The organism is Pseudomonas sp. NFPP28 (assembly GCF_900115535.1).
Taxonomy (GTDB): domain Bacteria; phylum Pseudomonadota; class Gammaproteobacteria; order Pseudomonadales; family Pseudomonadaceae; genus Aquipseudomonas; species Aquipseudomonas extremorientalis.
Genome location: NZ_FOWT01000008.1, coordinates 1 through 14,225 on the forward strand (window position 1 = coordinate 1; position 14,225 = coordinate 14,225).

Annotated in this window: 12 protein-coding genes; 8 read left to right on the forward strand and 4 right to left on the reverse strand. The window is 61.8% G+C overall.

The window, feature by feature from the left end; translation table 11 throughout:
* Positions 1 to 118: 118 nt before the first annotated feature.
* On the reverse strand, positions 119 to 586 hold the full coding sequence (locus BM110_RS20365; protein ID WP_093514083.1) for a TIGR02444 family protein: 468 nt from the start codon (positions 584 to 586) through the stop codon (positions 119 to 121).
* A 50-nt stretch (positions 587 to 636) separates the two neighbouring features.
* Here BM110_RS20365 and BM110_RS20370 point away from each other — a divergent pair, with 50 nt between their 5' ends.
* The 5 genes from BM110_RS20370 to BM110_RS20390 all read left to right on the forward strand — a co-directional run bounded on the left by BM110_RS20370 (position 637) and on the right by BM110_RS20390 (position 6,377).
* The gene (locus BM110_RS20370; RefSeq protein WP_092241736.1) at positions 637 to 2,547 is read left to right on the forward strand and encodes an ATP-binding cassette domain-containing protein; all 1,911 of its coding nucleotides are present in this window, start codon (positions 637 to 639) and stop codon (positions 2,545 to 2,547) included.
* Positions 2,547 to 3,119, forward strand: coding sequence for a mechanosensitive ion channel family protein (locus BM110_RS20375; protein WP_093514084.1), 573 nt, complete (start codon positions 2,547 to 2,549; stop codon positions 3,117 to 3,119). The genes BM110_RS20370 and BM110_RS20375 overlap by 1 nt, the downstream gene beginning before the upstream one ends.
* A gap of 88 nt (positions 3,120 to 3,207) precedes the next feature.
* Positions 3,208 to 3,840, forward strand: coding sequence for a LysE family transporter (locus tag BM110_RS20380; RefSeq protein ID WP_028618426.1), 633 nt, complete (start codon positions 3,208 to 3,210; stop codon positions 3,838 to 3,840).
* Between the two features lie 183 nt (positions 3,841 to 4,023).
* The gene (locus BM110_RS20385; RefSeq protein ID WP_092241738.1) at positions 4,024 to 5,919 is read left to right on the forward strand and encodes an FTR1 family protein; all 1,896 of its coding nucleotides are present in this window, start codon (positions 4,024 to 4,026) and stop codon (positions 5,917 to 5,919) included.
* Positions 5,920 to 5,921: 2 nt separating this feature from the next.
* A complete protein-coding gene (locus BM110_RS20390) occupies positions 5,922 to 6,377 on the forward strand; it encodes a YaiI/YqxD family protein (protein ID WP_071490476.1) in 456 nt (151 codons plus the stop codon).
* A gap of 50 nt (positions 6,378 to 6,427) precedes the next feature.
* Here the strand turns inward: BM110_RS20390 and elbB are convergent, their stop codons facing one another.
* A complete protein-coding gene (gene elbB / locus BM110_RS20395) occupies positions 6,428 to 7,093 on the reverse strand; it encodes an isoprenoid biosynthesis glyoxalase ElbB (protein WP_071490475.1) in 666 nt (221 codons plus the stop codon).
* Positions 7,094 to 7,209: 116 nt separating this feature from the next.
* Between elbB and BM110_RS20400 the strand changes: the two genes are divergently transcribed.
* Entirely contained in the window at positions 7,210 to 8,445 is a 1,236-nt protein-coding gene (locus BM110_RS20400; protein WP_092241740.1) for a sterol desaturase family protein, read from the forward strand.
* Here BM110_RS20400 and BM110_RS20405 read toward each other — a convergent pair.
* Positions 8,426 to 9,061: a DedA family protein gene (locus tag BM110_RS20405; RefSeq protein WP_071490485.1), complete on the reverse strand. Its 636-nt coding sequence runs from the start codon at positions 9,059 to 9,061 to the stop codon at positions 8,426 to 8,428. The two genes, BM110_RS20400 and BM110_RS20405, sit on opposite strands and share 20 nt — an antisense overlap.
* Positions 9,062 to 9,269: 208 nt before the next feature.
* Between BM110_RS20405 and hemB the strand changes: the two genes are divergently transcribed.
* Both hemB and ppk1 read left to right on the forward strand, forming a co-directional pair.
* Positions 9,270 to 10,283: a porphobilinogen synthase gene (gene hemB, locus BM110_RS20410; protein ID WP_092241742.1), complete on the forward strand. Its 1,014-nt coding sequence runs from the start codon at positions 9,270 to 9,272 to the stop codon at positions 10,281 to 10,283.
* Between the two features lie 18 nt (positions 10,284 to 10,301).
* Complete coding sequence (ppk1, locus tag BM110_RS20415) at positions 10,302 to 12,524, forward strand: polyphosphate kinase 1 (RefSeq protein WP_058426437.1); 2,223 nt, start codon at positions 10,302 to 10,304, stop codon at positions 12,522 to 12,524.
* Positions 12,525 to 12,658: 134 nt separating this feature from the next.
* Here the strand turns inward: ppk1 and ppx are convergent, their stop codons facing one another.
* Complete coding sequence (gene ppx, locus BM110_RS20420) at positions 12,659 to 14,161, reverse strand: exopolyphosphatase (RefSeq protein ID WP_093514085.1); 1,503 nt, start codon at positions 14,159 to 14,161, stop codon at positions 12,659 to 12,661.
* Positions 14,162 to 14,225 lie beyond the last annotated feature (64 nt).

Below are 14,225 nucleotides of genomic sequence, written 5' to 3' on the forward strand. Positions count from 1 at the left end.
CTGCTGCTGCCAAGCCAGCAACACCTGCTGCCGCCCCGGCTGCAGCCACCGCTCCAACTGCACCGGCCAGCAGCACGCCTGCCCCGGTAGCGCCAAGCACCACCCCAACCAGCGCCTCCTAAGTGCTGGTGGCCGCGACGCGCAGCTGTTGCAGCGCGTCGTGGTCAAGGTTGGCGGTGTCCTCAGCCGCCAGTCCTTCCAACCATCGTTGCTGACCCTGCGCATCGCCTGTCGGCCATGTTTGTGCCAACGCTTCCAGGCGCTCCAGCAACTGCCGTTCGGCGTCCAGCTCCAGGGTCTTGACCCGCTCGCGTAAGCCCGCCAAATCCTGATCCTGCAGCGCCATGGCGCGCCATTGCATGCGCACCTGTCGTAACGGTTTGATTACGTGTGTCTGCCAAGTCCCGGCGATCTGTTTCAGCGCCTGCATGCGCTCGGCGGTCGCTATCACCGCACGCTGCTCGAGCCACGCACCACACAGCAACAGGCACACGTCCGCACCTTGCTCCTGCAAACGCAGGCAAGCGGCCTCGCATCCTGAGCGGGCGTAAGTCGAGAGGGCAAAGCTCCACAGGTCAGCGCACATATTCACACCCAAGCCAGCGGCCAACGAAGCTGGTAGACTCCGCCGCCATTATGATCCGACTTCAAAGCCTAACATTACAGCGTGGCCCGCAACGTCTTCTCGAAGACGCCGAGCTGACCCTGCACGCCGGTCACAAAGCCGGCCTGATCGGTGCCAACGGCGCCGGCAAATCCACGTTGTTCGCTCTGTTGCTGGGTGAGCTGACCCCGGATTCCGGGGACTGCCTGCTGCCGGCCGACTGGCGCATCGCCCATATGCGCCAGGAGATCGACACCCTCGACCGTATTGCAATCGACTACGTGCTCGATGGCGATCTGCGCCTGCGCCAGGTGCAACACGACCTGGCCGAGGCCGAGAAAGCCCAGGACGGCGCCGCACAGGCGCGCCTGCACTCGGAACTCGACAGCGCCGACGGCTACACGGCTGACGCCCGGGCGCGCAAAATGCTCGCCGGCCTTGGCTTTACCAACGAGCAGATGGACCGCCCCGTCGCCGACTTCTCCGGCGGCTGGCGAATGCGCCTGAACCTGGCGCAGGCGTTGATGTGCCCGTCTGACCTGCTGCTGCTCGACGAACCGACCAACCACTTGGACCTCGATGCGATCCTGTGGCTGGAAGACTTCCTCAAGAATTATCAGGGCACCTTGCTGTTGATCTCCCATGATCGGGATTTCCTCGACGCCGTGGTCGACAACATCGCCCACGTCGAACAGAAAAAGATCACCCTCTATCGTGGCGGCTACACTGCGTTCGAACGCGCCCGCGCCGAACGCCTGGCCCAGCAGCAACAGGCGTACGAGAAGCAGCAGGCGCAACGTGCGCACATGGAAAGCTACATTGCCCGCTTCAAGGCCCAGGCCACCAAGGCCCGGCAGGCCCAGAGCCGGATCAAGGCCCTGGAGCGCATGGAAGAGCTGTCGGCGGCCCACGTCGACTCACCGTTCGACTTCGTGTTCCGTGAGTCGGTGAAGATCTCCAGCCCGTTGCTGGATCTTTCCGATGCGCGTCTGGGCTACGGCGACAAGACCATCCTGGAAAAAGTGAAGCTGCAGCTTACGCCGGGTGCGCGTATCGGTTTGCTCGGCCCCAACGGCGCGGGCAAGTCGACGCTGATCAAGAACCTGTCAGGCGAGCTGTCGCCACTGGCTGGGCGTCTGACCCGTGGCGAGAACACTGTGGTGGGTTATTTCGCCCAGCATCAGTTGGACTCGCTGGACTCCAAGGCCAGCCCGCTGCTGCACTTGCAGCGCCTGGCGCCAACCGAGCGCGAACAGACCCTGCGCGACTTCCTCGGTGGTTTCGATTTCCGTGGTGCGCGTATCGACGAGCCGGTGCTGAATTTCTCCGGCGGCGAAAAAGCCCGTCTGGCCCTGGCGTTGATCGCCTGGGACCGTCCGAACCTGCTGCTGCTCGACGAACCGACCAACCACCTCGACCTGGAAATGCGCCTGGCGCTGACCATGGCCTTGCAGGAGTTCAGCGGTGCAGTACTGGTGGTGTCTCACGATCGCCACCTGCTCAAGAGCACCACCGACAACTTCCTGCTGGTGGCGGACGGTAAAGTCGAAGAGTTCGACGGCGACCTGGATGACTATGCGCGCTGGCTGACGGATTACCGCCTGCGCAACGCGCCGGTCAGCAACACCCCGGTCAACCCGGACAAGACCGACAAGAAAGCCCAGCGCCAGGCCGCCGCCGCGCTGCGTCAACAGCTGGCGCCGCACAAGCGTGAAGCCGACAAGCTGGAAGCCGAGCTGGGCAAGGTGCATGAGCGCCTGGCCAGGATCGAAACCAGCCTGGGCGACAGTGCCGTCTACGAGGCGGCCCGCAAGGACGAACTGCGCGACCTGCTGGCTGAGCAGGCCAAGCTCAAAGTACGCGAAGGGCAATTGGAGGAAACCTGGATGGAGGCCCTCGAATTGCTGGAAACCCTGCAAGCGGAGCTGGAGGCGCTGTCCTGATGGAAGCGTTGCAACTGCCGATACCGACGCAGTGGGTCGAACCCGCATGGGTCGGCGTGCAAATCCTGCTGATCCTGCTGGCCGGCTACCTCGCACAGCGGTTTGTCGCCAAGGGCCTGACTCGCCTGGGTGAGCGCTATCCGTTCCCGCCGCAATTGCTGATGCCACTGCGCGGTGGCTTGCGCTGGCTGATCATGGGCAGTGCGCTGATCTTTGTGCTGGGTCGCCTGGGCGTGTCCGCCACGGTGTTGTGGACGGCACTCTCCGGGTTTGTCGCGGTTGCCGCCGTGGCGTTCTTCGCCATGTGGTCGGTGTTGTCCAACCTGCTGTGCGCCATTCTGATTTTCACCGTCGGGCCCTTTCGCCTGGGGGACATCGTCGAACTGGTGGATACCGTCGACAAACCGGGCGTGAAGGGGCGGGTCGTGGCGATCAACCTGCTCTACACCACGTTGGTCGAAGTGGCAGAGGCCGGTACCGACAGTGCGATGGTGCAGGTGCCCAACAGCCTGTTCTTCCAGCGCTCGGTGCGCCGTTGGCCAGGTACCCATGTCTTTCCGGGCGACCGCTAGTATTCACATCCTGTAAAAATCTATAGCCATCCTTTGGTCGGCGGAGTTAGCTTAAGGCACAACAGCAAACTCCCTCCTGAGGTGTGTAATGGCACTCGATACGTGGCTGGCCTTTTTCCTGGCCAGTTGGATCATCTCCCTTTCCCCTGGCGCTGGCGCCATCGCCTCGATGTCCAGCGGCCTGCAATACGGCTTCCTGCGTGGTTACTGGAATGCCATCGGCCTGCAACTGGGCCTGGCGATGCAGATTGCCGTGGTCGCGTGCGGCCTGGGTGCCATTCTGGCGACATCCTCCACCGCTTTCTATGCGATCAAATGGTTTGGCGTGGCGTACCTGGTGTACCTGGCCATCAAGCAATGGCGCGCCCTGCCCATGGACATGACCGATGACGCGGCCGTGCGCCCGATCGGTAAACCGATGGCGATGATGTTCCGTGGCTTCCTGGTCAACGCCAGCAACCCCAAGGCCCTGGTGTTCATGCTGGCGGTCCTGCCGCAATTCGTGAACCCACAGGCGCCGCTACTGATCCAGTACCTGATCCTGGGTGCGACGATGATCTGCGTCGATATGGTGGTGATGGCGGGGTATACGGGCTTGGCGTCGAAGGTGTTGCGCCTGTTGCGCACGCCTAAGCAGCAGAAACGGATGAATCGTACGTTTGCGGGGTTGTTTGTGGGGGCTGCGGGCTTCCTGGCCAGCTTGCATCGTGCCACGGCCTGACTGACGAAACGGGATTGAAAATGGGGGAGGGGCGAGCCCCCCTTTCACATGGGTGTCGATACCCACCCTCCAACTGTTCTGACAACTACCTTGCCTCAACCCACGACAAATCACTTGTGCCTTGAGTCAAACGCTTTAACGTTTGACAATGTGTTACTTCGTATTTCCATTTGAGATTCATTCATGACTGCCCCTTTTCGCTTTCTCGCCTGGCTGGTTTTGCCGGCGTTGATGTCGTGCAGCTTCAATCTGTTGGCCGCGACGGCCGAGGGTGCCCCACAAGCCCTGCATTTGCTGGATTACATTGGCGCTGACTACCCAGCGACGGTGGAGGCGGGCAAGGTCATCGATGAGTCCGAATACCGTGAACAGCTGGAGTTTCTCGGGGTGTTGCAGGGCCTGGTGGCAGAGCTGCCGCAGCGCCCGGAACGTGCGGCGTTGGTCAAAGGCGTCGACGAACTGTCAGCCGCTGTAACCGCCCATCAGGACGGTACGACAGTCGCCCGCCAAGCGCGTCAGTTAGGTGCCCAACTAGCCGTGGCCTACGAAGTCAGCCAGGCCCCGGCGATCACCCCTGATCCAACACGAGGCGCGCCGCTCTATGCCCAGCATTGCTCGGTGTGCCACGGCACCGCAGGTGCAGGTGACGGCCCGGCCAGCGTGGGCATGACGCCACCACCGGCCAATCTGCGTGACGCTGTGCGCTTGGATCGCCTGAGCCTCTACGCGATCTACAACACCCTGGGCCTGGGTGTTGAAGGCACCGACATGCCGTCTTTCGCCGATCAACTGGACGACCGCCAGCGCTGGGACCTGGCTACCTACATCGCCGGCTTTACTGCCGACCCGGCGGCTGCAAAAAGCGAGCAACCGTTCAACCTCGCCGACTTGGCCCGCCAGACCCCCAATGAAGTTCTGGCGGCCAACGGCCCAGCCGCCGCCGCTACGTTCCGCGCCCAGCGTGCGCAACCGCCGCAGGTCAAGCGTGGCCCGGCGCAGTTGCTCGACTACACCGCGGCCACCCTGGACAAGAGTCTGGCGGCGTTCCAGAAGGGCGATCATGAGCAGGCCTACGACCTGTCTGTGGCTGCGTACCTGGAAGGTTTCGAACTGGTAGAAAGCTCGCTGGATAACGTCGACGCCAACGTGCGCAAGGACACCGAAAAGGCGTTGATGGCCTACCGGCAGTCGTTGCAGGACGGTTTGCCGGTTGAACAGGTGCAACAACGCCTGGACGTGGCCAAGGGCAAACTTACCGAATCCGCCGGTCTGCTTGGCGGTGATGGCTTGAGTTGGTCGCTGAGCTACATCTCCGGTTTGCTGATCCTGTTGCGTGAAGGTCTGGAAGCGATTCTGGTGCTGGCGGCGATCCTTGCGTTCCTGCGCAATACCGGCCAGCAATCGGCGGTGCGCAGCGTTAACGTCGGCTGGGGCCTGGCGCTGCTGGCGGGCCTGGCAACCTGGGCATTGGCCGCGTATGTGATCGATGTGAGCGGTGCCCAACGCGAGTTGCTTGAAGGCTGCACGGCGCTGTTTGCCAGTGTGATGGTGCTGTGGCTCGGCGTGTGGATGCACGACCGCCGCCACGCCGCCGCCTGGCAGGACTACATCAAGAGCAGCCTGGTAGGCGGCGGCGGGCGCTTCGGTTTTGCGGTGCTGGCGTTCTTCTCGGTGTACCGCGAGCTGTTCGAAGTGATCCTGTTCTACGAAACCCTGTGGCTGCAAGCCGGGCCGGCGGGGCATAACGCGGTGCTGGCGGGTGGCGCCACGGCGCTTGTGCTGTTGGTGGGCCTGGCGTGGGTGATCCTGCGGGGTTCGGCGAAGCTGCCGCTGGCGTTGTTCTTCGGCATCAACGCGGCGTTGCTGTGTGCGCTGTCGGTGGTGTTTGCCGGCCATGGGGTGAAGGCGCTGCAGGAGGCCGGCATCTTCGGCACCCGGCCGGTGGCGTTCTTTGATTTCGATTGGCTGGGCATCCACGCCGATGCGTACTCGTTGAGTGCACAGGCGGTGGCGATCCTGGCGATTGTGGTGCTGTACGGTCGCAGCCGTCTGGCCGAAAAGCGCCGGGTGGTTGCCTGAGCATGCGGGTGTGGATCGATGCCGACGCCTGCCCTCGGGCAGCCAAGGACCAGGTGGTGAAGTTCGCCCTCAAGCGCCAGTTCGAGGTGGTGCTGGTGGCCGGTCAGAGCCAGATCAAGCCGAGCTTCTCGTGTGTGAAGCTGATTGTGGTGCCCAGCGGCCCGGATGCGGCGGATGACTACCTGGTGGAGCACGCGGAGCCCGGGGAGCTGGTGATCTGCAGCGATGTGCCGCTGGCTGACCGCCTGGTAAAGAAGGGCGTTACGGCGCTTGATCCACGCGGCAAGGAGTTCAGCCCCGCCAACATGAGTGAACGGTTGGCGGTGCGCAATCTGTTCACTGATCTGCGTGAGCAAGGCCAGATGGGGGGCGGGCCACCGCCCCACGGGGAGAAGGAAAAGCAGGCGTTTGCCAATGCGCTGGACCGCATTCTTACACGCTTGATGCGCCAACCCTGATCTGTGACGAGCCGAGTCACCTACAAGCCTGCTCACCATAGGTGGGGCTATCAGTCGTTCTCGTGGGTCAGTTCCAGCACCCGATCCACCAGCTTGTTGATCCCTGAAGCGACCTCGCTGATGTTCTTGCCGAGCATATAGGCCGGGGTGCTCACCAGCTTGCGTGCCTTGTCTTCGACGATATCTTCCACCCCGCACTCCTGGTGGGTAGCGCCCATCTTGTCCAGTGCGGCGGCGGTGTCGGCGCAGTTGCCGATGGTGCAGGTCACGCCGGGGCCGTAGATTTTCGCCGCCAGGGCCGGGGAGATGCAGATCAGGCCCACGGGCTTGCCCGCTTCGGCAAAAGCTTCGGCCAGTTCCAGCACCTGCGGGTTGACGCTGCAGCCGGCACCCTCCACGGCAAAGTTCGAGAGGTTTTTCGCCGCGCCAAACCCACCGGGCACGATCAGCGCGTCGAAATCGCCGGCGTTGGCTTCGCGGATATCTTTCACGTCACCCCGGGCGATCCGCGCCGACTCCACCAGCACATTGCGCGACTCGGGCATCTCTTCGCCGGTGAGGTGGTTGATCACATGCAGTTGCGCAATATCCGGGGCAAAGCATTGGACCTGAGCGCCACGCTGGTCCAGGCGCAGCAAGGTGATCACGCTTTCGTGGATCTCTGCGCCGTCGTACACGCCGCAGCCGGAAAGGATCACTGCAATCTTTTTGCTCATGGGCATTTCTCCTGGGGTCTTGGCGTTAAATGTCTACTAATTTGTCATCTGTTGCCAATGGGATCTCACGCCGCTGCACCTAATCTTGATGTAACAAAAATAGACCGGACCAGACCATGGACTTCGTGCCTTACGCGGTACCGTTTTTCATTGCCTTGATCGTCGTGGAGTTGCTTGCCGACCGTTGGCGCGGCGAGCGTAACTACCGGGTGGCGGATGCCATCAACAGCCTCAGCACCGGGGTGCTGTCCACCACCACGGGGCTGCTGACCAAGGGCGTGGGGATTTTGACCTACGCGTTCGCCCTCAAGCATCTTGCCGTTATCGATCTGCCGGCCCAAAGCGTCTGGACCTGGGTGTTCGCCTTCGTGTTCTACGACTTCTGCTACTACTGGCTTCATCGCATGGGGCACGAACGCAACATCCTGTGGGCCGCACACTCGGTGCATCACCAGAGTGAGGACTACAACCTCAGCACCGCACTGCGCCAGACCAGTACCGGCTTCCTGCTGAGCTGGATTTTCTACCTGCCCTTGGCCGTACTCGGCGTGCCATTGGTGGTGTTTATCAGCGTGGCATCGCTTAATTTGCTCTATCAATTCTGGGTGCACACCCGGCACGTGCCGAAGCTCGGCTGGTACGAGTGGTTTTTCGTCACGCCATCCAATCATCGGGCTCACCATGCACAGAACGCTCTCTACATGGATCGTAACTATGGCGGTGTGTTCATTATTTGGGACCGGCTGTTCGGTACCTTCCAGGAGGAAGACGACAACGAACCGGTGATTTTCGGCGTAACCACGCCGTTGGCCAGTTGGAATCCGCTATGGGCCAACCTGCAGTTCTATGCCCAGTTGTGGAGTGATGCGCGGCGCACCGAGCGTTGGTGGGACAAGCTGCGCATCTGGTTCATGCGCACCGGCTGGCGCCCGGCGGACGTGAAGGCCAAGTACCCGATGGCCAGGCACGACCTGAGCCAGTTCCGTAAATTCGACGTGCCACTGGACGTGCGTCAACAGGTGTACATCGCACTGCAATTTGCGGCCTATGTTGGCTTTGGCAGCTATCTGATGAATTTCGGCGAAGGTTTGCCCACGGCGGCACTGATCCTCGGTTGGAGTGCCATGGCGCTGGGGCTGTTTACCTTGGGGGTGGCGCTGGAGAACCGGCCTTGGACGTTGAAGGCCGAGCTTTCGCGGCTGGTGCTGAACGTACCGCTGGTGTGGCTGGCACCGTTGGTCGGGTTATGGCCGGCCAGCAACCTGGGCTGGCTGGGCCTGCTGAGCTACAGCTTGCTCAGTGTGATTGGCCTCTACTGCTGCAGAAGCCGGTTTACTCGACTGGTGTCTTAGGCGGCTCGACCGGGTCCGGCTCTGCTGCGAGCCGGGCCTTGGCGTCGGCGCAGGCCTCGCGGGCGATGCGTGCATTCTTGATGCGACGGCGCAGCCACAGGCCGAAGCCCAGTATCAGCAAGGCACCCAATACCCACAGCTCGTATTTCTTGATGCTGCCCAGCATGCCTTCCAGTACGGCGCCGAAGTGATAGGCCGCAGCGCCCAAGGCCAAAGCCCAGATCGCAGCGCCAATGCCGTTGAGGATCAGATAGCGCAACGGTGGATAGCCGGAGAGGCCAATCGCCACTGGCATGACGGTGCGCAACCCGTACACGAAGCGAAAGCTCAGTACCCAGATATCCGGGTGCTTGCGGATATGCTCCAGTGCCTTGTCACCCATCAATTGCCAGCGTGGCTTGCGCGCCAACAGCTTGCGGCCGTGTCTGCGACCCATGTAATACCAAAGCTGGTCGCCGGCGTAGCTGCCGAAAAAGGCAACGACCACCACCAGGTTGATATCCATGTATCCACGGAACGCCAGGAAGCCTGCGAGAACCAGAATGGTCTCGCCTTCAAAGAAAGTGCCCAGGAAGAGCGCAAAGTAGCCGAAGTCATGCAGGAATTGTTGAAGCATGGTCTGGGGTGCTGGCGAAATGAACGCGCAGCCTACGCCTTCATGAAGATTCATGAAAGTATCGAGATGTGTCACGAAGTGAACAATTCCTACGGAAATGCCGAATGCGACTACAGGTCGCATCCTTAAGCACAACTGTCATACCTTCGTCATAATGGCCGCTTATAACTGCATCGCTCGCCCGTAAACCCGGGCTCAGGAGTCTGTCGTGAGCTTTACCCCTGCCAATCGCCTGTTCCCCGCCACCCGTCTGCGTCGCAATCGTCGTGATGATTTTTCTCGCCGTCTGGTGCGTGAAAACGTGCTGACGACCGATGATCTGATCCTGCCGGTGTTTGTGCTGGACGGGGAAAAACGTCGGGAAGCGGTGGCTTCGATGCCGGGCGTGGAGCGCTTGACCATTGATCTGCTGCTTGAAGAAGCCGCTGGTTGGGTCGAGTTGGGGATTCCGGCCTTGGCACTGTTCCCGGTCACGCCGTCTGAACTCAAGTCGCTGGATGCTGCCGAAGCCTGGAACCCGGACGGGATCGCCCAGCGCGCCACCCGTGCCCTGCGCGAGCGTTTTCCGCAGCTTGGGGTGATCACCGACGTGGCGTTGGACCCGTTCACCACCCACGGACAGGATGGCATTCTTGACGAAGACGGCTATGTTCAAAACGACATCACCGTCGATGCGCTGGTCAAGCAAGCCTTGTCCCATGCGGCAGCCGGCGCCCAGGTGGTTGCCCCGTCGGACATGATGGACGGCCGCATCCAGGCGATTCGTGAAGCCCTGGAGCTGGCCGGCCACGTCAACGTGCGGATCATGGCCTACTCGGCCAAGTACGCCAGCGCCTATTACGGCCCGTTCCGCGATGCGGTGGGCTCGGCGCTGAACCTGGGCAAGGCCAACAAGGCCTCGTACCAGATGGACCCGGCCAACAGCCATGAAGCCCTGCACGAAGTGGCGGCCGACCTGGCCGAAGGTGCTGACATGGTGATGGTCAAGCCGGGGATGCCGTACCTGGACATCCTTTACCGGGTCAAAGACCAATTCAAAGTGCCGACCTTTGTCTATCAGGTCAGTGGCGAATACGCCATGCACATGGCTGCAATACAGAATGGATGGCTGAGCGAAGGGGTGATCCTTGAATCCCTGACAGCCTTTAAACGCGCCGGGGCTGATGGCATCCTGACCTACTTCGCCGCCCGCGCCGCCCAATTGCTTAGAGAGCAACAATAGCCCTCACAGGAACACTCGATGAATACCGAAGGACTCACAGAAGTTGCCGTAAAAGACGCTCACCCGGTGGTTGAACAAGTCACCGAGACCCCGCCGGAGCATGAGCCCGCCGCGCCCGTCGTGGTGGCCGAACCGCCCGTGCCGGCCCCGGTAGCGGCGGTGACCAACCTGGATGACAGCAGCCTGTACATCCACCGCGAGCTGTCACAACTGCAATTCAACATCCGTGTGCTGGAACAGGCGCTGGATGAGTCCTACCCGCTGCTGGAGCGGCTCAAGTTCCTGCTGATCTTCTCCAGCAACCTGGATGAGTTCTTCGAAATCCGCGTGGCCGGCCTCAAGAAGCAGATCACCTTCGCCCGTGAACAGGCCGGCGCCGACGGTCTGCAGCCGCACCAGGCCCTGGCGCGCATCAGCGAGCTGGTGCACGGCCATGTGGACCGCCAGTACGCGATCCTCAACGACATACTGCTGCCGGAGCTGGAAAAGCATCAGGTCCGTTTCATCCGTCGCCGTCACTGGACCACCAAGATCAAGACCTGGGTGCGTCGCTACTTCCGCGACGAGATCGCGCCGATCATCACCCCGATTGGCCTGGACCCGACTCACCCGTTCCCGTTGCTGGTGAACAAGAGCCTCAACTTCATCGTGGAGCTGGAAGGTATCGACGCCTTCGGTCGCGACTCGGGCCTTGCAATCATCCCGGCGCCCCGTTTGCTGCCACGGATCATCAAGGTACCGGAAGAGGTGGGGGGCGCAGGCGATAACTATGTATTCCTATCCTCCATGATCCATGCGCACGCCGATGACCTGTTCCAGGGCATGAAGGTAAAAGGCTGCTACCAGTTCCGCCTGACCCGTAACGCCGACCTGGCGCTGGACTCCGAAGACGTCGAAGACCTGGCCCGTGCCCTGCGCGGCGAGCTGTTCTCGCGGCGCTACGGCGATGCGGTGCGCCTGGAAGTGGCCGACACCTGCCCGAAACATCTGTCGGACTACCTGCTCAAGCAGTTCAACCTGGGCGAGACCGAGCTGTATCAAGTCAATGGCCCGGTGAACCTGACGCGCCTGTTCAGCATCACCGGCCTGGACAGCCATCCGGAGCTGCAATACACGCCGTTCACCCCGCAGATCCCGAAACTGCTGCAAAACAGCGAGAACATCTTCAGCGTGGTGAGCAAGCAGGACATCCTGCTGCTGCACCCGTTCGAGTCCTTCACCCCGGTGGTCGACCTGCTGCGCCAGGCCGCCAAGGACCCGCATGTGTTGGCCGTACGCCAGACCCTTTACCGTTCCGGCGCCAACTCGGAAATCGTCGATGCCTTGGTCGACGCCGCGCGTAACGGCAAGGAAGTCACCGCGGTGATCGAGTTGCGTGCGCGGTTCGACGAAGAGTCCAACCTGCAACTGGCCAGCCGTCTGCAAGCAGCCGGTGCGGTGGTGATCTATGGCGTGGTCGGCTTCAAGACCCACGCCAAGATGATGCTGATCCTGCGCCGTGAAGCCGGCGAGATCGTGCGTTACGCCCACTTGGGCACCGGCAACTACCACGCCGGCAACGCCAAGCTTTACACCGACTACAGCTTGCTGACCTCCGACGACGCCTTGTGTGAAGACGTCGGCAAATTGTTCAGCCAGTTGATCGGCATGGGCAAGACCCTGCGCATGAAGAAGTTGCTGCACGCGCCGTTCACGCTCAAGAAGGGCATGCTCGACATGATTGCCCGCGAAACCCAGTTCGCCCTCGACGGCAAGCCGGCGCACATCATCGCCAAGTTCAACTCGCTGACCGATCCGAAGATCATCCGCGCGCTGTACAAGGCCAGCCAGTCCGGCGTGCGCATTGACCTGGTGGTGCGCGGCATGTGCTGCCTGCGCCCTGGCATTGTCGGGGTTTCGCACAACATTCATGTGCGCTCGATCATCGGCCGCTTCCTGGAGCACACACGGGTGTTCTACTTCCTCAACGGCGGCGAAGAGCAGATGTTCCTCTCCAGCGCCGACTGGATGGAGCGCAATCTCGATAAGCGCGTAGAGACGTGCTTCCCGGTGGAAGGCAAGAAGCTGATCATGCGGGTCAAGAAGGAACTGGAAAGCTACCTCACCGACAACACCCACAGCTGGAGCCTGCAGTCGGACGGTCGCTACGTGCGCAACACGCCGACCGGCAACCAGAACCCGCGCAGTGCGCAGGCGACGTTGCTGGAGAAGTTGGGTAGCCCGATTCTGACGGTGAACTAAAACCCTGCGGGGGTCTAAAAATGTGGGAGGGGGCTTGCCCCCGATGGCGGTGTGTCAGTCACCAAATACTTGGACTGATCCACAGCTATCGGGGGCAAGCCCCCTCCCACAATTGTTTTGCAGAGTTCTTCAGATCAGCGCAGGTTCAGGCTGAACCCCACCCGCTTCAGCCACTCCGCTTCCAGGCCAAAATCCGCCTGGGTCAGCTGGTTCTCATCCAGCCAGCCTTTCGGGAATACCACATCCAGGCTGTCGCCGTCGGCGCGCAGGGTCACCTGGGGCATTGCCTGGGTGCCACGGATGTGGTGGAACAGGATCGCAAAGCGCAGCAGCACGCACAGGCGGATCAGCTTGATGCCTTCGTCGCCGAATTCAGCAAATTTGTCCTTGGGGATGTTACGGCGATGGCCGCGCACCAGCAGGGCGAGCATTTGCTGGTCTTCACGGGAGAAGCCGGCCAGGTCCGAGTGCTCGATCAGGTAGGCGCCGTGCTTGTGGTAATGGTAGTGGGCGATGTCCAGGCCCACTTCATGCACCTTGGCGGCCCAGCCCAGCAACTCGCGCCAGACGCCGTCTTCCAGGTCCCAGTCCTCGGCCACCTGGTCGAAGGCGTGCAGGGCTTTGCGCTCCACGCGGGCGGCTTGTTCCAGGTCGACGTGGTAACGCTCCATCAACGAAGTGAGCGTGCGCTCACGCACGTCTTCGTGGTGATGGCGACCCAGCAGGTCATAGAGCACGCCTTCACGCAGGGCGCCGTCGCAGTGGTCCATGCGTTGCAGTTCAAGAGCATCGAAGATCGCTTCGAGAATCGCCAGACCGGCCGGGAAGATCGCGCGACGATCAGGCTTGATACCGTCGAAGTCGATTTTCTCGGCATCCCCCAGCTTGAACAGCTTGCGCTTGAGCCACGCCAAGCCCTCGGCATTCACCTCACCCGTGCCATGGCCGCCGGCTTTCAGGGCCAGGCCGATGGCGCGGATGGTGCCGGACGAGCCGATGGCTTCATCCCAGGTCAGGCGGTGCAGGGCGTGTTCGATGCTCATGATCTCCAGCCGCGCCGCGGTGTAGGCCTGGGCGTAGCGCGCCGGGGTGATCTTGCCGTCCTTGAAATAGCGTTGGGTGTAGCTGACGCAGCCCATCTGCAGGCTTTCGCGCAGCAATGGCTCGAACCTTTGCCCAATGATGAATTCGGTACTGCCGCCGCCGATGTCGGCGACCAGGCGTTTGCCTGGTGTATCGGCCAGGGTGTGGGACACGCCCAGGTAGATAAGACGGGCTTCTTCACGGCCGGAGATGACTTCTACCGGGTGCCCGAGGATCTCCTCGGCGCGGCGGATGAATTCACCACGGTTACGCGCTTCACGCAACGCGTTGGTGCCGACGATTCGAACGGCGCCCAGGGGCATGCCGTTGATCAGTTGCGCAAACCGCTTCAGGCAATCGAGCCCGCGTTGCATGGACTCTTCGTTGAGCTGGCGCTCGTCGTCGATCCCGGCAGCCAGTTGCACTTTCTCTCCGAGCCGCTCAAGGATGCGGATTTCACCGTTCTGGGCCTTGGCCACGACCATGTGAAAGCTGTTGGAGCCCAGGTCGATGGCGGCGATCAGGGACAGATTCTTGGCTTGGGATTGCGGCATGGTTTGGGGTCTCGGTCGATAACCTGACCATCGTGCCACGATCGACCGCTGGCGCCAACGCGTA

What these genes read in the sequence shown, in the direction of transcription:
- elbB (WP_071490475.1), bottom strand. Translation starts at nt 7,093, where the DNA reads ATGAGCAAAAAGATTGCAGTGATCCTTTCCGGCTGCGGCGTGTACGAC.
- BM110_RS20405 (WP_071490485.1), bottom strand. Translation starts at nt 9,061, where the DNA reads ATGCTTCAACAATTCCTGCATGACTTCGGCTACTTTGCGCTCTTCCTG.
- BM110_RS20380 (WP_028618426.1), top strand. Translation starts at nt 3,208, where the DNA reads ATGGCACTCGATACGTGGCTGGCCTTTTTCCTGGCCAGTTGGATCATC.
- BM110_RS20385 (WP_092241738.1), top strand. Translation starts at nt 4,024, where the DNA reads ATGACTGCCCCTTTTCGCTTTCTCGCCTGGCTGGTTTTGCCGGCGTTG.
- BM110_RS20365 (WP_093514083.1), bottom strand. Translation starts at nt 586, where the DNA reads ATGTGCGCTGACCTGTGGAGCTTTGCCCTCTCGACTTACGCCCGCTCA.
- BM110_RS20390 (WP_071490476.1), top strand. Translation starts at nt 5,922, where the DNA reads ATGCGGGTGTGGATCGATGCCGACGCCTGCCCTCGGGCAGCCAAGGAC.
- BM110_RS20400 (WP_092241740.1), top strand. Translation starts at nt 7,210, where the DNA reads ATGGACTTCGTGCCTTACGCGGTACCGTTTTTCATTGCCTTGATCGTC.
- ppx (WP_093514085.1), bottom strand. Translation starts at nt 14,161, where the DNA reads ATGCCGCAATCCCAAGCCAAGAATCTGTCCCTGATCGCCGCCATCGAC.
- BM110_RS20375 (WP_093514084.1), top strand. Translation starts at nt 2,547, where the DNA reads ATGGAAGCGTTGCAACTGCCGATACCGACGCAGTGGGTCGAACCCGCA.
- BM110_RS20370 (WP_092241736.1), top strand. Translation starts at nt 637, where the DNA reads ATGATCCGACTTCAAAGCCTAACATTACAGCGTGGCCCGCAACGTCTT.
- ppk1 (WP_058426437.1), top strand. Translation starts at nt 10,302, where the DNA reads ATGAATACCGAAGGACTCACAGAAGTTGCCGTAAAAGACGCTCACCCG.